The following is a 16962-nucleotide window of genomic DNA, read 5'->3' as shown; positions in this document are numbered from 1 at the left end:
GGGCGCAAGGGGCAGACCTGATGGCTGGACGAGGCTGGGGCTCGGATCAGGGCGAGGACGCTGCCATTGGCGTCAGCGAACGGTCCCTGTTTGCGCCTCGGCCATTGCCGTCGCCCCTCCTGCCGGATCCCGGCCAAGCGCCGTTACAAGCGGATGTCGCCGCCTCTGTTCCTGTTGCCGAAACCGGCAGGATCGTTCGCGTGCGCCGGCAAATCAGCCTGACATCGCTGCCTCGCCTGCGCCACAGCGTGAACATGGCGGCGAGCCTGGAACTCGACCGGGGCGTGGCCTTCCTGCTGGTGCCGGTCTGCCTGGCGATCGGAGCGATCGGCTATTTTTCGCTGACGGCTGAACCCGACTTTGCGAGACCTGTCGCGGTTGTCATTCTGACGGGGATCTGTGCGCTGGTCTCGCGCTCATGGCCAAAGACCCATCTGTGTTTCATGGCGGCACTTTTGTGCGCCCTAGGACTGCTTGCTGCCAAGGTCGAGACGTGGCGTGCGGGCACACAAATGTTGGGCTCGGAAATTTCGACGCAAATCACCGGCCGCGTCGTTTCGCTCGACCGCATGGAGAGCGGCCGTATCCGGCTGACCATCGACGTGACCTCGACCGCCCGGCCGAAACTGCGCTATGCGCCGGAACGGGTGCGGCTTTCGGCACGCAAGATCCCGGCTGACGTGACCGCCGGCTCCCTCATCACCGGATATGCCAAGCTTTTGCCGCCGACCGGGCCGGTGCGGCCGGACAGCTATGATTTCTCCTTCGACAGCTATTTTGCCGGCATCGGCGCAGCGGATTCTTTCTCGGCAATCCAAAGCTTGTCGTTAGCGACGATGGCGACATGCCGCTGCCGGCCCGAATTTCCTCTAGCGTGGAAAAAGCCCGTGAAGGCATCGCCGACCATATCAGGGCGAGCGTCGGCGGCGCCGAAGGCGAGATCGCCGCGGCGCTCATCGTCGGCGTGCGCGCCGGCATTCCCGATGAGATCAATGAGGCGATGCGACGTACCGGCATCTACCACATCATCTCCATTTCGGGACTGCACATGGCGCTGGTCGCGGGCACCATCATGGGATTGCTGCGCAGCGCCTTCGCCTTGTTTCCCGACTTTTCCGCGCGTCGCCCGGTCAAGAAGTATGCCGCTGCCGCCGCGCTGTTCTCGATCGCGGCCTATCTCATCATCTCTGGAGTCGTCGTTGCCGCCGAGCGCAGCTTCATCATGCTGGCGGTGATGCTGATTGCCGTGCTGTTCGATCGAGCAGCACTCACCATGCGCAATCTGGCGATCTCGGCGATCGCCGTCATCGTGGTGTCGCCGCATGAGGTGGTCGGCCCGAGTTTTCAGATGTCGTTCGCCGCGACCGCGGCTCTGGTCGGCGCCTATGCCGGCTGGGCGGATCACCGCGCGGGAAGAGCAAGACCGCCGCCGCCAAAGCGATCCATGCCCGGTTTCCTGACGCGAAAATTCCTGCTGGCGGCAACCGGCCTTGCCATGACCTCGATCATCGCGGGAAGCGCGACGACGCTGTTTGCCATCTGGCATTTTCAGCGTGTCTCGCCGCTTAGCCTGTTTGCCAATCTCGCGGTTATGCCGATCGTCACCGTCGTCATGTTCCTGGCCGTCGCCAGCGCGCTGCTGATGCCTTTCGGATTGGATTGGCCGGCTCTCTACCTGATGGGTAAGGGCCTGACGATGATGATCGCCATATCCGGCTGGATCTCCGAGCGTTCGCCTGTCGACGGGGTCGGGCTGATTTCGCAACAGTCGGTCCTGTTGGTGGCAATTGCTTTGGTCATCGCGACGATGGCGACAACCTGGCTGCGGCTCGCTGCTCTGCCATTCGCGCTGGCAGGCTTGCTGACCGTCTCGGATACGCGCACGCCGGATGTGCTGATCTCGGAAGACGCCCGGCTGGTGGCGTTGCCGATCGGTGGCGGTGAGCTTGCCGTCAGCCGGGAGCGGCCGAACGAATTCACCGTCGACAACTGGAAACGCGCCCTGACATCAGAAACCATCGTCGTGCCAGAGGTGTTCGACAACAGCGATGGGCAATTCGATGTCGCGGATGCCGTTGATCTGCCGCTGGGATCCCCGTTCTATTGCTCCTCAGGCGTTTGCGTGGCCAGGCACATGTCCGGTGCGATCATTGCGTATGTCGAGGACCGCAAGGACACCTGGAAAGCCTGCGGCTTCGCCGAGCTGATCGTCATCAATGACGCCACCGCGTATGACGCCTGTCACAATCCGCTGGTCCTCGTCATCACCAAGCGGCAACTGGCTCGCAAAGGCAGTGCCGCGGTCTTCTTCGATCGCCAATCGGCGACCACGCCGGCGACGATCAGCTTCGCGGTGGACAGCCCATATCGGCCCTGGCACACGCAACGCAAATACTCTCGTGAGGCGAGGGGGCTGGCACCCTTCAAGAAACCGGAGAAGCCAGCGGCCAACCCACAGCCGCCTCAGTAGCGGCGGATCAGGCCGACGAGCTTGCCTTGCACCTTGACCCTGTCCGGGCCGAAAATACGGGTTTCATAGGCTGGATTGGCGGCTTCGAGAGCAATCGAAGCGCCCTTGCGGCGGAACCGCTTCAGCGTCGCTTCCTCTTCATCGACCAGCGCCACGATGATCTCGCCGGGGCTCGCCGTGTCGGCATTGCGGATGATGACGGTGTCGCCGTCGAAGATACCGGCCTCGATCATCGAGTCGCCCTTGACCTCCAGCGCATAGTGGGCGCCGCCCATGATCATGTCCGGCGGCACCGAGATCGAATGCGTCTGATGCTGGATGGCATCGATCGGCACACCGGCGGCGATACGGCCCATGACCGGGATCGACACGGCGGAGACCGCATCGTCATCATTGCCGGGCGAGGGCATCCGCGAAGGCGCCGGCTTGATCTGCCGGCCAAGGGCACCACCCTGACCGAGACTGCCCTGGATGACGCTTGGCGAAAACTTCTTTGCCGCGTTGAGGCCGGGCGCGATCGAGTCCGGCAATCGCAGCACTTCCAGCGCGCGTGCCCGGTTGGGCAACCGGCGAATAAAGCCGCGCTCCTCAAGTGCGGTGATCAGCCGATGAATCCCGGATTTGGAGGCAAGGTCGAGCGCCTCCTTCATCTCGTCGAAGGATGGCGGAATGCCGCTCTCCTTCAGGCGTTCATGGATGAACATCAGCAGTTCATGTTGCTTGCGCGTCAGCATGGCGGCCCCCAGGTTACCTGAAACCAGAATCGAAAAACAAACCCAGAACAAACCCTATCTGTTCCAGTTGTGTTCTGCAACCGTTTAAAGTTTAATGAATTTGTTAAGGCTGCTGAAATTATTTGGCGCTTGCCAGCGGGTCGCGATCACAGGCGCCAAGCACGGCGATGCGCCTGCTCACATTGAAATTATTATGGTTAATGACCTGTGGCTCATCCTCGACCCAAGGCTTGGCATTATCAGTCTATCGACCTCCACAAAGGACGATCAATCTTCGGGACGTTCGTTTGCCGTGAACGAAACGGAGCCAAAACGCCAACGTCTGTTGGCATTTGTGGCTGGAAATTCAGCTCTCCGTCATCTGCCAGGCAGTGAGGGCGGCGGCGGCGGATCGCGGGGATCGTTGCGTCAGGTAACGGCTTCCTTGACCGCGAAACGGCGGTCCTTCCATGCGCCCGTGCGCAGAATATCCTCCAGCACCTCAACCGCCAGCCACACATCTTTGTAGCCGACATAGAGCGGCGTGAAGCCGAAACGGATGGTCGATGGCGCACGAAAATCACCGATCACCCCGCGCTCGATCAGCGCCCGCATGATTTGATAGCCGTGATCGTGAAGGAACGACACCTGGCTGCCGCGCCTGGTCGCGTCGCGGGTGGTCTCCAGCGCGAGGCCATAGGCGCCGCACCTGGCTTCGACGAGCTGGATGAACAGTTCGGTCAGGGCGACGCTCTTCTTTCGCAATGCCGCCATGTCGACGTCGTCCCAGATCGCAAGCGCACCTTTGAGCGCCCGCATCGACAGGACCGGCTGCGTGCCGCACAGAAAGCGTCGGATGCCGGTGCCGGCCACATAGCCCCGTTCGAAGGCAAAGGGCCGTGCATGCCCCCACCAGCCGCTGAGTGGCTGGCTGATCTCGCCGTGATGGCGCTGGGCGGCATAGATGAAGGCTGGCGCGCCCGGACCGCCATTGAGGTATTTGTAGGTACAGCCGACAGCGAAATCGGCATTTGCGCGGTCGAGCTCGACCGGCAGAGCGCCCGCGGTGTGGCATAGATCCCAGACGATCAGCGCTCCGGCCGCATGAGCCTTGCGCGTCAGCGCCGCCATGTCGCGCAGTTCACCCGATTTGTAATTGACGTGGTTGACCAGCACCACCGCGACGTTTTCGTCGATCAGCTCTTCGATGGTCGGCGCGTCGACACCCGCGAGGCGCAGCAGGACGCCATCCCGGGTCGAGGCCACGCCTTCGGCGATGTACAGGTCGGTGGGAAAACTGTCACCTTCGGCGACGATGGCCGACCGACCGGGCCGCATCTCCATCGCCGCGTGCAGCACCTTGTAGATGTTGGTCGATGTCGTGTCGCAGACAACGGTCTGGCCGGCCGCGGCTCCTATCAGGCGTCCGAGCTGGTCGCCGAGTTCGATTGGCATCTCGAACCATCCGGCCGTGTTCCAAGCTCGGATGAGATCCTGGGCCCATTCTTGGGTCGCCGCCTGCTGCAGCTCGCTGAAAACGGCATGAGACGCTGCCCCCAGTGAATTGCCGTCGAGATAGATCATCCCCTCCGGCAGAATGAAACGGTCGCGCATGGCCCGCAGCGGATCCGTGGCATCCATCGCTTCGACTGCGGCGAGATCAGGAATTCCACTCATGGTCGGTCAGTCCCCGGTTGTTCGCGAAGGGTTTTCCGCCACAGCGCGTCCCCTCGATGTGCCTGTTCTCATTTCGATGATGTCAGAGCCGGGTGCGGACCGTCCACAGTTCCGGGAACAGCACGACCTCGAGCATTTTCTTCAGATACGAAGCACCCGACGTGCCGCCGGTGCCGCGTTTCAGGCCGATGATGCGCTCCACCGTGGTGACGTGGTTGAAGCGCCAGCGGCGGAAGTAGTCCTCGAAGTCGACCAGCTTCTCGGCCAGTTCGTAGAACATCCAGTAGCGCTGCGGATCGCGGTAGATGGTCTGCCAGGCGACCAGCACTTCTTCATTCTCGGTTCGGGTCTCACGCCAGTCCGTGCGCCTGGCATCGGCACCGATGTCGAATCCGTTGCGCGCCAAAAGCAGCAGTGCCTCGTCATAGAGCGACGGCTCGGCCAGGATCGCCTCCAGCTTTCCGCTCAGGTCCGGCCGGTGCTTGTGCGGCCCGAGCATGGCGAGGTTGCGGTTGCCGGCCATGAACTCGATGGCGCGATACTGCCAGGACTGGAAGCCCGAGGACTGGCCGAGCGCGTCGCGGAACTCGGTGTATTCGCTGGGCGTCATCGTCCGCAGCACGTCCCAGGCATTGTTCAGCTGCTCGAAGATGCGCGCAACGCGCGACAGCATCTTGAAGCTTGGCTCGAGCCGGTCGGCGCGGATGGAGCGGATCGCGGCGCCAATCTCGTGCAGAGCAAGCTTCATCCAGAGTTCAGAGGTCTGATGCTGGATGATGAACAGCATCTCGTCATGCGCCGATGACAGCGGCGTCTGGGCCTCCAGCACTTTCTCCAGGTGGAGATAGTCGCTGTAGGACATGCGCTCCTTGAACGACATCTGGGCGCCTTCGGACGCCGGATCGTACGGTTCGCTCAATTGATTTTCTCCGTGCGCAGCCGGAAGCGCTGGATCTTTCCGGTCTGGGTCTTGGGCAGAGCGGCGATGAATTTTACCGATCGCGGATATTTATAGGGCGCGATCGTTGCCTTGACATGGTCCTGCAGGCGCTTGGTGGTGAGGGCGTCGGGCACGACGCCCTGCACCAGCACGACATGCGCCTCGACGATCTGGCCGCGTTCGGCGTCCTCTGCACCGATCACCGCGCATTCGGCGACGTCCGGATGCGCCAGCAGCGCCGCCTCGACCTCGGGACCGGCGATGTTGTAGCCGGCGCTGACGATCATGTCGTCGGAGCGTGCGGCGAAATGGAAGAAGCCGTCCTCGTCCTGCGTGAAGGTGTCGCCGGTGATGTTCCAGCCGTCGCGCACGTATTCCTTCTGCCTGGCATCGGCCATGTAGCGGCAGCCGGTAGGACCACGCACCGCCAGCCTGCCGGTCGCACCGCGCGGCAGCTCGCGCATCTCGTCGTCGACGATGCGCGCCTCGTAGCCGCCTACCGGCTTTCCGGTCGACGCGGGCTTCATGTCGCCAAAGCGGTTGGAGATGAAGATGTGCAGCATTTCGGTGGCGCCGATGCCGTCGAGGATCGGCTTGCCGGTCTTTTGCGTCCATTCCGCGAAAACCGGAGCGGGCAAGGTTTCTCCGGCCGAAACGGCAACGCGCAGCGATGACAGGTCGGCCCCTTCATCCATGGCCTTCAGCATGGCGCGGTAGGCGGTCGGTGCGGTGAAGGAGATGGTCGCTTTGTAGGTCTCGATGATGTGGATCATGTTGGGCGGCGTCGCCTGTTCCAGCAGCGTCGCCGCCGCACCGAAGCGCAGGGGAAAGATAGCGAGCCCGCCAAGGCCGAAGGTGAAGGCCAGCGGCGGCGAGCCGACAAAGATGTCGTCCGGTGTCACCTCCAGGATTTCGCGGGCGTAAGCGTCGGCGATGATCAGGAGGTCGCGGTGGAAATGCATCGTCGCCTTCGGAACGCCTGTCGTGCCCGAGGTGAAGCCGAGCAGGGCGACATCGTCGCGGCCGGTGTCGACTGCGGTGAACGTCACCGGCTTGTCGAGAGCGGCACGATCGAGTTCGGCATCATGGTTGGCGGTGCCGTCGAAACCGATGACCTTCCTGAGGAATGCGCTGTCCTTGGCGCAAACGGTCATCTCGTCCATCAGCCTTGTGTCGCAGAGCGCGACGGTGATTTCCGCCTTGTCGATGATCTTGGCGAGTTCGCCGGCGCGCAGCATTGGCATGGTGTTGACGACCACGGCACCGACCTTGGTGGCAGCCAACCAGCAGGCGACCATGGCGGGGTTGTTGGCCGAGCGGATCAGCACCCGGTTGCCCGGCTTGACTCCGTAATTCTCGACCAGCGCGTGGGCCAGCCTGTTCGTCCAGTCGGACAGTTCCTTGTAGGTGCGGCGGCGGCCATTGCCGATGAGAGCGGTGTGGTCGCCGAGACCTTTTTCGACCAGCCTGTCGGTCAGTTCGACACCGGCGTTGAGGCGTTCGGGATAGTCGAAGCCCTCGAGCAGGATATCGGGCCATTGCTCCGGCGGTGGCAGGTGATCGCGCGTGAACGTGTCGATATGCGCTGAAGGCCCAAGCATGTCGCCGCTCTCCCGTCTGCTGCCTGGCCAGTGCGCGATGCGCCTTGGCCAGATGTAGTGGATCCTAAGGTCCTGCTCTGAGGAAGCTTCGTACTACCCATCGCACCTGCTGGGATGCGCCCAGAAAGGGTGAACATCTGCAGGTTCGGGCAGCACAGCAGACCTCCCATTGTCGGCTGTTCGTTGGGGCAGGATCGCACCAGTCGAAATTTGTTTCAAGCCTAAAATGTTTTTTGCTCAGGGCATTGACGCATGGCATGGCGGTGGCCATTGCTAGCAAGTAGCGATGCCGTCTTGGGGAAGGGCGCAGATGTTCGAACGTCACATCGTCGATTGGGATGATGCCTATGCCAACGGCGCCAACATCGCGGGCAGTGATCGCTGGCCGTCTGCGTGGGCGGAGCCGGCGCAAGCATTCCGCGATGCGCTGTCGGCGCAGGGCCGGGCGCGGCTCGACGTCGCCTATGGCGACGGGCCGCGCAATCGGCTCGATCTTTTCCTTCCCAGGGCCGCGCCCAAAGGGCTGGTGGTGATTATCCATGGCGGTTACTGGCTGGAGACCGACAAGAGCTTGTGGTCGCACCTCGCCAATGGCGCGGTCGGCAGCGGCTTCGCCGTGGCGATGCCCTCTTACACGCTGTGCCCGGACATACGCATCGCCGGCATCGTCAGGGAGATTGGGGCGGCAATCGGCGAGGCAGCGGCAATGGTCGGGGGACCGCTGATGCTGACCGGACATTCGGCCGGCGGCCATCTCGCCACCCGGATGGTGACGACAAGCACGCCGCTGGCCGCCGATGTGGCGCGGCGCATACGCCATGTCGTCTCGATTTCAGGCCTGCATGACCTGCGTCCGCTCATGCGCACCGGCATGAACGCGGCGCTGGCCATCGACGAGCACGAGGCGCTGACTGAAAGCCCGGCGCTGCTGCGGCCGATGGATGGTGCCCGCATCACTTGCTGGGTCGGCGGTGGCGAGCGCGCCGAGTTCCTGCGTCAGAATGCGTTGCTTGCCAACATCTGGACCGGCCTCGGCGCCACCACCAGCGTCGTGGTCGAGCCCGACCGGCATCATTACAGCATTGTCGATGGCCTTGCCGATTCGGCGCATCCGCTGACACGCGCCTTGATCTCGGAATAGCGCCGAGATCGTTTTCTTGTGTGTTATGAAGTTGTCTTGGATTCCTCAGCGCAGCATAAGCACGCTGCAAGCCTCGCCAGCGGCTGCTGCAGGGGCAAACGGCGCCCGCACGATCAGCCCGTTGGCGTCGGCCAGCATTCTCAGCATCGAGGAATCCTGGATACCGAACGGCGTCGCCACCGGCACGCCGTCATCTTCCTTGACCACGGCTCGGACATAGTCCTGGCGCAAATCATTGGCCGGCATTGCGGCGCCCAATCGCGCTTGGCGAACGTCCTGGCGATGATTGCGGCCGCCGAGCCGCGCCAGCAGCGGCTTCAGGAACAACTGCGAGCAGACCAGGCTTGCCACCGGATTGCCGGGCAGGCCGATGCACCTGATGTCGCCGAGGCGGCCGAACATCAGGGGCTTGCCGGGGCGCATGGCGATCTTCCAGAAGCCGAGCGTCATGCCTTCGCCGATCAGCACCTCGTGGATCAGATCGTGATCGCCGACCGAGGCGCCACCAAGCGTCACGATGACATCCGCACCGGCCGCGACCGCTTGTCTGATCAGGGCAGCGATAGCCTCCTTGCGATCGGCGGCAATGCCGAGATCGAGCGCGCGGGCGCCGACCGATTGCGCCGCCGCAGCCACGCCATAGGCATTGGACGAGATGATCTGGTCCGGGCCTAGGTCGCTGCCCGGCGGCAGCAATTCGTCCCCGGTGGCGATGATGGCGACCAGCGGCCGCTTCACCACGTTGACCCGAGGGTGGTTGGCCGATGCCGCCAGCGACAGTGCCGCCGGGTCGAGCACGCGGCCTTTTTCCAGCAGCACATCGCCTGTTGAAAAGTCGAGGCCGATGCGGCGGATGTTGCGCCACTCCGCGGTGGGCTCGATCACTTCGATATCACCGCCGCCGAGATCCCGAACATTCTCCTGGATGACGATTGTGTCGGCGCCTTCGGGCAGCGGGGCGCCGGTGAAGATGCGCACCGCTTGGCGCTTGCCGACCGTGCCGTCAAAGCCACGCCCGGCCGGCGCCATGCCGATCACCGACAGCCTGGATGGGACCGACGTGACGTCGCCGGCGCGCGCCGCATAGCCGTCCATGGCGGAAGCATTGAAAGGAGGTTGGGTGCGAAGTGCAACGACCGGTTCCGCCAGAACACGATCCACCGCCTCGAACAGAGGAACGCTTTCGCCGGCTAAAGGTGCCGCACCATCAAGCAGGCGTTCAAGCGCCTCCGCGATAGGAACCAGCGCCATCAGGCGCTCGCCTTGTAGTCACCCGACTTGCCACCCGTCTTTTCGACCAGGCGGATGCCGGTGATGACCATGGCGCGGTCGACTGCTTTCGCCATGTCGTAGATGGTCAGGCAAGCTACCGAAGCGGCGGTCAGCGCTTCCATCTCGACACCCGTCTTGCCGGTGACGCGCGCCAGCGCGGTGACCTTCAGGCCCGGCAAAGCATGGTCGGGCTCGATGTCGACGGAAACCTTGGTCAAAAGCAGCGGGTGGCAGAGCGGGATCAGTTCATGCGTCTTCTTCGCCGCCATGATGCCGGCGATGCGCGCGGTGCCGAGCACATCGCCCTTCTTGGCGTTGCCGGCGAGGATCATCTTCAGCGTCTCGGGCTGCATCGCGACAAAGCCTTCGGCAATCGCCGTGCGCGTCGTCTCCGCCTTGTCGCCGACATCGACCATGTTGGCCTCGCCCTGCACGCCGAGATGGGTAAGGCCTGATACCATCGTCAGCTAGCCTCGGCCAAAGCCTTGCCTGTCAGCAGCAGGCGCGTCGCCGCGGTGACGTCCTGTTGCCGCATCAGGCTCTCGCCGACAAGAAAAGTGCCGATGTCGCTCTTTTGCAGCCTGAGGCAGTCGTCATGCGAGAAAATACCGCTCTCGCTGACCAGCAAGCGGTCGGCCGGAACCATCGTCGCCAGCCGCACTGAAGTGTCGAGGCTGGTCTCGAATGTGCGCAGATTGCGGTTGTTGATGCCGATCAGCCGCGACGACAATTTTAGCGCGCGTTGCGTCTCGGCCTCGTCATGCACTTCGACCAGTGCATCCATGCCGAGTTCGAACGCCGTCACCTCGAGCTCGCTCGCCAGGGCGTCGTCGACGCTGGCCATGATGATCAGGATGGCATCCGCGCCCCAGGCGCGGGCTTCGTAGACCTGATACGGATCGAACAGGAAATCCTTGCGCAGCGCCGGCAGCACGACGGCGGCTCGCGCCCGGGTGAGAAATTCAGGCGCACCCTGGAAGGACGGTGCATCGGTCAGCACCGAAAGACAGGCAGCACCACCCTTGGCATAGGCCTGCGCCAGAGCCGGTGGATCGAAATCGGCACGGATCAGACCCTTGGAGGGGCTCGCTTTCTTGATCTCGGCGATCAGCGCGAAAGCGCCGGATTTGCGCTTCGCTTCCAGTGCGGCAAGAAAACCGCGCGGTGCGTCGGCATCTTTTGCCCGGACCTTGATTTCGGCCAACGGCACGCGTGCCTTTGCCGCCGCGATCTCGTCGCGCTTGTAGGCCTCGATCTTGCGAAGAATGTCAGACACGCTCTATCCGTTATCCGTTCGAAATCTCGACCAGCCTGTCGAGTACTTGCAGGGCCCGGCCGCTGTCGATGGCTTGCGCGGCGAGCGCGATGCCGTCGCCAAGCGTCGTCGCCTTGCCGGCCACAACCAGTCCGGCACCGGCGTTCATCAGCACGGTGTCGCGATAGGCGCCGGCAGCGCCGCCCAGCATATCGCGCAAGGCCTTGGCGTTGTAGTCCGCATCGCCGCCGCGCAATTCGTCCTTGCTGTGGCGCGCCAGCCCAACCGCTTCAGGGGTCAGGGTGAAGCTGCGGATCTCGCCGCCGATCAGTTCGGCGACCTGCGTCTCGCCGGTGGTGGTGATCTCGTCATAGCCGTCGCCATGGGCAACCCAGGCATGCTCGGCGCCCAGCGCCTTCAGCGTCTCGGCAACCGGCAGGATCCATTCCGGCAGGAACACACCGACCAGCTGCCGCTTGACGCCGGCCGGATTGGAGAGCGGCCCGAGCAGGTTGAATATGGTGCGGGTGCCGAGTTCGACGCGGGTCGGGCCGACATGCTTCATCGCAGGATGATGCGCGGGCGCGAACATGAAGCCAACGCCTGCCTGGTGGATGCAGCGGCCGATGAATTCGGGCGAGATGTCGATCTTGACGCCGAGCGCAACCAGCACGTCGGCTGCCCCCGTCAGCGACGACAGGCCGCGATTGCCGTGTTTGGCAACCGGCACGCCGCTGCCGGCAACGACGAAGGCCGATGCCGTCGAAATGTTGACGCTGTGAGAATTGTCGCCGCCGGTGCCGACGATGTCGACGGCATCGGTGGGCGCGTCGACGTGCAGCATCTTGGCCCGCATGGTTGCGACGGCGCCGGAAATCTCGCTCACCGTCTCGCCGCGCACGCGCAGCGCCATCAGGAAACCGCCGATCTGGCCGGGGGTCGCGTCACCCGACATGATGATGTCGAAGGCCTCGCGCGCTTCCTCAAAGGAAAGCGCGCTACCGGTCGCGATCTTGGCGATATGGGTTTTCAGCGCGCTCATCTTGTCGAGGCTTGGGCAACGGCGGCCTGATCGATGCGAACGTCGTACTGCGTCTGCAACTGCGCCACCAACTGATCGAGCAGATCATCCGACATGCCGGAGGTGAAGGATTTCTGCGCATCGTCCGGCACCGAGCTGGCATCGGCCCCGGCGGGCTCGAACACTTCGGCGACCTTGTACAGGATCTGCCCGTCGCCGGTGGGCGAGGGGATCAGGCCGGTGCCGCCTTCGCCAACGCCGAACATCGCTGCCGCACCCTCCTTACCGAAGTCGACGTCGTCAGCCTCACGCTTGACGCCGCGCTTGGTCTGCTTTTCGAGCTTCAGTTCGCTGGCGATGACATCGAGCGTTGCGCCGGCCTTGAGCCGCTTTTCCAGCTCGTCAGCCTTGGCGGCCAGCCGGTTGCTTATTTCCGCCGCCGTCCAGTCGGCGACGACTTTCTGACGAACCTCATCCAGCGTGCGGTCGCGAGCCGGCGTGATGGACGCCACCTCATAGAAGACGAAGCCGTTGTCGGCTGTGGTCAAGGCATCGTTTTCCGTGTTGGGTTCGGCGTCGAAGACCGCCTTGATCAGCTCCGGCGATTGCGGCAGGTCCTTGACGATGCTTGCATCTGGCCGCAGCCCACTGCGATTGATGGCGTCGATGGTGACGACCTTCAGCTTCAGCTTGGCCGCGGCCTCTGCCAGCGAACTGCCGGCGGCGCGGGTGTCATCGTAATTGTCGCGCACGTCCAGAAGGATGCGGCTTGCCTCGCCCAGCGCCAGATCCTTGCGGATCTGATCGGACACCTCGGCCAGCGGCTTCACCACCTCGGGCTTAATCTCGGTGACGCGCAGCAGCACCGGACCGAAGGCGCCTTGCACGACCTGGCTGACTTCATTGGCATTGAGCGAAAAGGCCGCGTCGGCGACCGCCTTGTCCGCGATCTTGTCCTTGGCAAGCGTGCCGAGCAGCGTGTCGGCCGGCGTCTTGCCTTCCGCCGTGACCAGCTTGTCGAAAGTAGCGCCGGCCTTGAGCGAATCGAGTGCGGCCTTGGCCGCATCCGGCGTCTTGAACACGAGCTGCTCGACGGTGCGCAGTTCCGGCGTGGTGTAACGCGCCTTGTTCTTGTTGTAGTCGTCGCTGACCTGGCTGTCGGTGACGGCGGTCGTATCCATGATGTCGACAGGTTCGAGGCGGACATAGGAGAATTTGCGGTATTCGGGTGCCGCATATGTCTTCTTGTTGGCTTCGAAATAGGCCGAGAGCACGCTATCGGACGGTGCCGCGATCGGCTCGACCAGTGCCTTGGGCAGCGTCAAATAGTCGATGGTGCGGTCTTCGCCGCGATAGAGCGCAACAGCCTTGAAGAAAGTGTCCGGAGCCTTGAGGCCATCCGAGACAGCCTCGACGATCTGCTGGCGCACCGCCACCTGGGCACGGTTCTTCAGATAGTCCTCGGGCCGCATGCCAATCTGCTGCAGCATATATTCGAACGTTCTGCGGTCGAACTGGCCACCTGGGCCTTTGAAGGCCGGGTCTTCGCGTGTCAGCTCGGCCAGTCGGTCCTTGGAAAGTCCGAGGCCCAGCTTGCGGGCCTGTTCGTCGAGAACGGCACCAGAGACGAGCTGAGCCAACACCTGGTTGTCGACGCCGAGCGCCTTTGCCTGTTCGTGGCTGAGACGCTGGCCGAACTGTTGCGACATGACGGCGAGCTGGCGATCGTAGGCGAGACGGTATTCGTTGATCGACACTTTGGTGCCGCCAGCCGTTATGACCGAATCATGGCCGGCCAAACCGCCCATCAGCCGTCCGGAAACGCCCCAGACCAAAAAGCTGAGCACCAGCAGCACCAACAGTCCCTTCGCGACCCAGGTGCCTGCCGCGCTTCTCAATATACCAAGCATTTTTACTTCCGATTTATGCGCATTTTCGCATGCGCCGAGTCTGAAACAAGCGCAATAGCGCCCTTCCGGCCCACTGTCGATTGCTTTGTGGCCTGATTTTGGTAGTGAGGGCCAGAGCCCCGATATCGCCCGGAGAAGCAAACCCATGACGCCAGGAATTCGCCCGCTCGTCGCCGGCAACTGGAAAATGAACGGCACCAGTGCCTCGCTCAACGAGCTCAGGATGATCGGCAACGGTTTCATGAGCGGACTTGATGCGGAGACCGAAGCCCTGGTTTGCGTTCCCGCAACCCTGCTTGCCCACGCCGCGGAGATCCTGTCACGCACGCCGGTGCATGCCGGCGGTGAGGATTGCCATACCAAGGAGAGCGGCGCCTACACCGGCTGCATCTCTGCGGAAATGCTCAGGGATGCCGGTGCGAGCCATGTCATCGTCGGCCATTCCGAATGCCGCGAGCAGCGCGGCGAGGATGACGCCACAGTCCAGGCCAAGGCATCCGCCGCATGGCGTGCCGGGCTTGTTGCCATCATTTGCGTCGGCGAAACGCATGAACAGCGTGAAGCGGGCGCCACACTGGACGTGCTGTCGCGGCAGGTCGATGGTTCGGTCCCGCCAAGCGCCACCCCGTCCAACACCATCATCGCCTATGAGCCGGTATGGGCGATCGGCACCGGCCTGACGCCGACCGCGGCCGATGTTGCCGAAGCACACGCACATATCCGCGAAAGGCTGTCGGAAAAGCTCGGCGGCGTCGCGGCGAAGGTGCGCATTCTCTATGGCGGCTCGGTCAAACCCTCCAACGCGGTCGAACTGCTCGGCGTCAGGAATGTCGACGGTGCACTGGTCGGCGGCGCCAGCCTGAAAGCGGCGGATTTTCTCGCCATCGCCGAGGCTTATCGCAATATCGGTTGAAGACATTCGTCACGCCGGACAGGGCTTCCGGTGCCGGAAATCGTTGCAAAGGGCGGGCTGCTTCCCATATTCCGGCCACGGGCTTGGAAATGCCGTCAAAGCATTGTATTGAGCCGCCTCCAATTCACCGGTCGTGTCCGCGGCCGGGCAAGGCCTTGCCAGGATAAACTATGGAAACCGTACTGATCGTCATCCATCTCATGGTCGTGCTCGCCCTTGTCGGCGTGGTGCTGCTGCAGCGTTCCGAAGGCGGTGGCCTCGGCATCGGCGGCGGATCCGGCTTCATGACCGCGCGTGGTGCTGCCAATGCGCTGACGCGTGCGACGGCGATCCTGGCGGCCGCCTTCTTCGCCACGTCCTTGACCCTGTCGATCGTCGCCCGCTACGGCGAGAAGCCGATCGATATCCTCGACCGCGTGCCGGCGACATCGGACGGTGCAGGCAAAGGCGTGCTCAACCAGTTGCCCGGCACGACCACCCCGGCGCCCGCCGGCAGCACCACGCCGACGCCGCCGTCCGGCAACGACGCCGCGGCTCCGGCGACTGCCCCGGCCACGGCGCCTGCCGCCGGTTCGACGTCGCCGGCGACCAACGGCACGGCTCCCGCCGCGCCGGCGACCCCGCAGGTTCCAAACCAGTAGTCTTCGGCGGCTGAAGCCGCGATCTGTGCTCGTTTGAACACAGTCGCGGCAAATGCAGCGAGATCACAAAGATTCGACTGGGTGAGGCGGGGCCTCGCGCTTGAGGCCCCCGCGCTTATTCGACTATAGATTGCGCGCGGCACTTCCGGCGCCCTTGGGGGGCGCTGGGCGACGCCGTGGGCAACAAGCATAGAACGATCGGATCTTCGCCATGCAGCTTCGCAGCTTCATTTTCCTGGGACTTTGTGCCGCAATCGGCATCAGTTCCCCCGCTTTCGCTGGCGTTCCGGCCAATATGGCCGCACAGCCTTCGGTTGAAACAACCTCCGCCATCAACGTCGCCGTCAAAAGTGACTCGTCGCAATTGAAGCTTCTCAAGAAGAAGAAAAACCCGACGCCCGACGACCTCGCCCAGATCAAGAAGATCGAGGCCAAGATCGTTGCCGACAAGGAGGCCGCCAAAGCCAAGGCGCTCGAAGCCAGGAAACTGGCGATGCGGGAGGCGGCCAAGGCCAGGGCCGACGCTGAACGGCAGGCGTTCCTGGCCAAGAAGGGCAAGAGCGCGCCGGCGACCGAGGTGGCCGATGCCAAGCCGGCCAAGAAGCAGGTTGCCAAGATCATCGAGCCTATCGAACCGATCGCGCCGATCCAGTCGGCAGAGCCGCTTCCGGCAGAGGCGATGAACGTCGCCTTGACCGGCAACAATGGCGAGCTGCGCAGCGAGGTCATCGGCCAGAAGCAGCCGAGCAGCGGTGGTCTGTTCGCCGGTCTCTTCGGCGGCACCTCGTCCGGGTCTTCGATAAGCTATCTCCCTGAGACACGGGCTCTCGACCAGGTGCTCGCCAAGAGGGAAGCCAAGAAGCAGTTCAAGGTGAAGCCGGAATTCGTGCCGCAGGACGTGGAATTCAGCGGTTACGATGCGGGCACCATCGTCATCGACACCAGCGCGCGGCGCCTCTACCTCGTCGAATCGTCCTCCACCGCCCGCCGCTACGCCATTGCGGTCGGCCGCGAGGGTCTGCAGTACAAGGGTACGGTTGCGGTCGGCGACAAGCAGGAATGGCCGCGCTGGATCCCGACGCTGGACATGCAGAAGCGTGAGCCGAAGCATTACGGCCAGTACAAGGACGGCATGCCCGGCGGTGGCCAGAATCCGCTCGGCGCGCGCGCCATCTATCTCTATGACGGCAAAAAGGACACGCATCTGCGCATCCACGGCACCATCGCGCCGCAGTCGATCGGAACCAGCGCCTCAAATGGCTGCTTCCGCATGATCAACGAGCACGTCATGGACCTCTACAGCCGCGTCAGGGTTGGCACCAAGGTCGTCATCATCTGACGTTTTCGTCATCCTGCCGAAAGGGCCGGCTCAGCCGGCCCTTTTGTTTTGCCCTGTTCACGATCCGAG

At 63.4% G+C, this 16962-nt stretch carries 13 protein-coding genes and 1 pseudogene; 5 read left to right on the top strand and 9 right to left on the bottom strand.

Translation table 11 applies throughout. The features are described 5' to 3' along the window. Positions 1 to 20 precede the first annotated feature (20 nt). Positions 21 to 2470, top strand: a pseudogene (locus EOA13_RS20955) (ComEC/Rec2 family competence protein). Here the strand turns inward: EOA13_RS20955 and lexA are convergent. The 4 genes from lexA to EOA13_RS20935 all read right to left on the bottom strand — a co-directional run bounded on the left by lexA (position 2464) and on the right by EOA13_RS20935 (position 7401). Beyond that, a complete protein-coding gene (lexA, locus tag EOA13_RS20950) occupies positions 2464 to 3204 on the bottom strand; it encodes a transcriptional repressor LexA (protein WP_013531746.1) in 741 nt (246 codons plus the stop codon). The pseudogene EOA13_RS20955 and the gene lexA sit on opposite strands and share 7 nt — an antisense overlap. Positions 3205 to 3612: 408 nt before the next feature. Then, positions 3613 to 4860, bottom strand: coding sequence for a kynureninase (kynU, locus tag EOA13_RS20945; RefSeq protein ID WP_127295526.1), 1248 nt, complete (start codon positions 4858 to 4860; stop codon positions 3613 to 3615). 82 nt (positions 4861 to 4942) lie between these two features. Beyond that, entirely contained in the window at positions 4943 to 5779 is an 837-nt protein-coding gene (gene kynA, locus EOA13_RS20940; protein WP_027036649.1) for a tryptophan 2,3-dioxygenase, read from the bottom strand. Beyond that, positions 5776 to 7401, bottom strand: coding sequence for an AMP-binding protein (locus EOA13_RS20935; RefSeq protein WP_127295524.1), 1626 nt, complete (start codon positions 7399 to 7401; stop codon positions 5776 to 5778). The genes kynA and EOA13_RS20935 overlap by 4 nt, the downstream gene beginning before the upstream one ends. Positions 7402 to 7711: 310 nt before the next feature. On the opposite strand from EOA13_RS20935, the gene EOA13_RS20930 reads away from it, so the two are divergent. Further along, positions 7712 to 8542, top strand: a complete 831-nt coding sequence (locus tag EOA13_RS20930; protein WP_127295522.1) for an alpha/beta hydrolase — start codon at positions 7712 to 7714, stop codon at positions 8540 to 8542. A gap of 45 nt (positions 8543 to 8587) precedes the next feature. Here EOA13_RS20930 and glp read toward each other — a convergent pair whose 3' ends face one another. Genes glp through EOA13_RS20905 form a run of 5 tightly spaced genes read right to left on the bottom strand, consistent with a single transcriptional unit; the run spans position 8588 to position 14000 of the window. After that, positions 8588 to 9793 (bottom strand): gephyrin-like molybdotransferase Glp, encoded by a 1206-nt coding sequence (gene glp / locus EOA13_RS20925; RefSeq protein WP_127295520.1) that lies wholly within the window; start codon positions 9791 to 9793, stop codon positions 8588 to 8590. Continuing rightward, entirely contained in the window at positions 9793 to 10275 is a 483-nt protein-coding gene (moaC, locus tag EOA13_RS20920) for a cyclic pyranopterin monophosphate synthase MoaC (protein ID WP_127295518.1), read from the bottom strand. The genes glp and moaC overlap by 1 nt, the downstream gene beginning before the upstream one ends. Positions 10276 to 10277: 2 nt before the next feature. Beyond that, the gene (trpC, locus tag EOA13_RS20915; protein ID WP_127295516.1) at positions 10278 to 11090 is read right to left on the bottom strand and encodes an indole-3-glycerol phosphate synthase TrpC; all 813 of its coding nucleotides are present in this window, start codon (positions 11088 to 11090) and stop codon (positions 10278 to 10280) included. A 10-nt stretch (positions 11091 to 11100) separates the two neighbouring features. Next, complete coding sequence (gene trpD / locus EOA13_RS20910; RefSeq protein ID WP_127295514.1) at positions 11101 to 12111, bottom strand: anthranilate phosphoribosyltransferase; 1011 nt, start codon at positions 12109 to 12111, stop codon at positions 11101 to 11103. Then, on the bottom strand, positions 12108 to 14000 hold the full coding sequence (locus tag EOA13_RS20905; protein ID WP_127295512.1) for a SurA N-terminal domain-containing protein: 1893 nt from the start codon (positions 13998 to 14000) through the stop codon (positions 12108 to 12110). The genes trpD and EOA13_RS20905 overlap by 4 nt, the downstream gene beginning before the upstream one ends. 145 nt (positions 14001 to 14145) lie before the next feature. On the opposite strand from EOA13_RS20905, the gene tpiA reads away from it, so the two are divergent. The 3 genes from tpiA to EOA13_RS20890 all read left to right on the top strand — a co-directional run bounded on the left by tpiA (position 14146) and on the right by EOA13_RS20890 (position 16893). Beyond that, on the top strand, positions 14146 to 14913 hold the full coding sequence (tpiA, locus tag EOA13_RS20900) for a triose-phosphate isomerase (protein WP_127295510.1): 768 nt from the start codon (positions 14146 to 14148) through the stop codon (positions 14911 to 14913). Positions 14914 to 15083: 170 nt separating this feature from the next. Next, positions 15084 to 15554, top strand: a complete 471-nt coding sequence (gene secG, locus EOA13_RS20895) for a preprotein translocase subunit SecG (RefSeq protein ID WP_127295508.1) — start codon at positions 15084 to 15086, stop codon at positions 15552 to 15554. Between the two features lie 211 nt (positions 15555 to 15765). Then, positions 15766 to 16893 (top strand): L,D-transpeptidase, encoded by a 1128-nt coding sequence (locus tag EOA13_RS20890; RefSeq protein ID WP_127295506.1) that lies wholly within the window; start codon positions 15766 to 15768, stop codon positions 16891 to 16893. The last annotated feature ends 69 nt before the right edge of the window (positions 16894 to 16962 follow it).

Origin of the sequence: Mesorhizobium sp. M7A.F.Ca.US.011.01.1.1, from assembly GCF_003998295.1 — a bacterium.
GTDB lineage: Bacteria > Pseudomonadota > Alphaproteobacteria > Rhizobiales > Rhizobiaceae > Mesorhizobium.
Note: the sequence above shows the minus strand (reverse complement) of the source record. Positions and strands in the feature narration are given on the sequence as shown.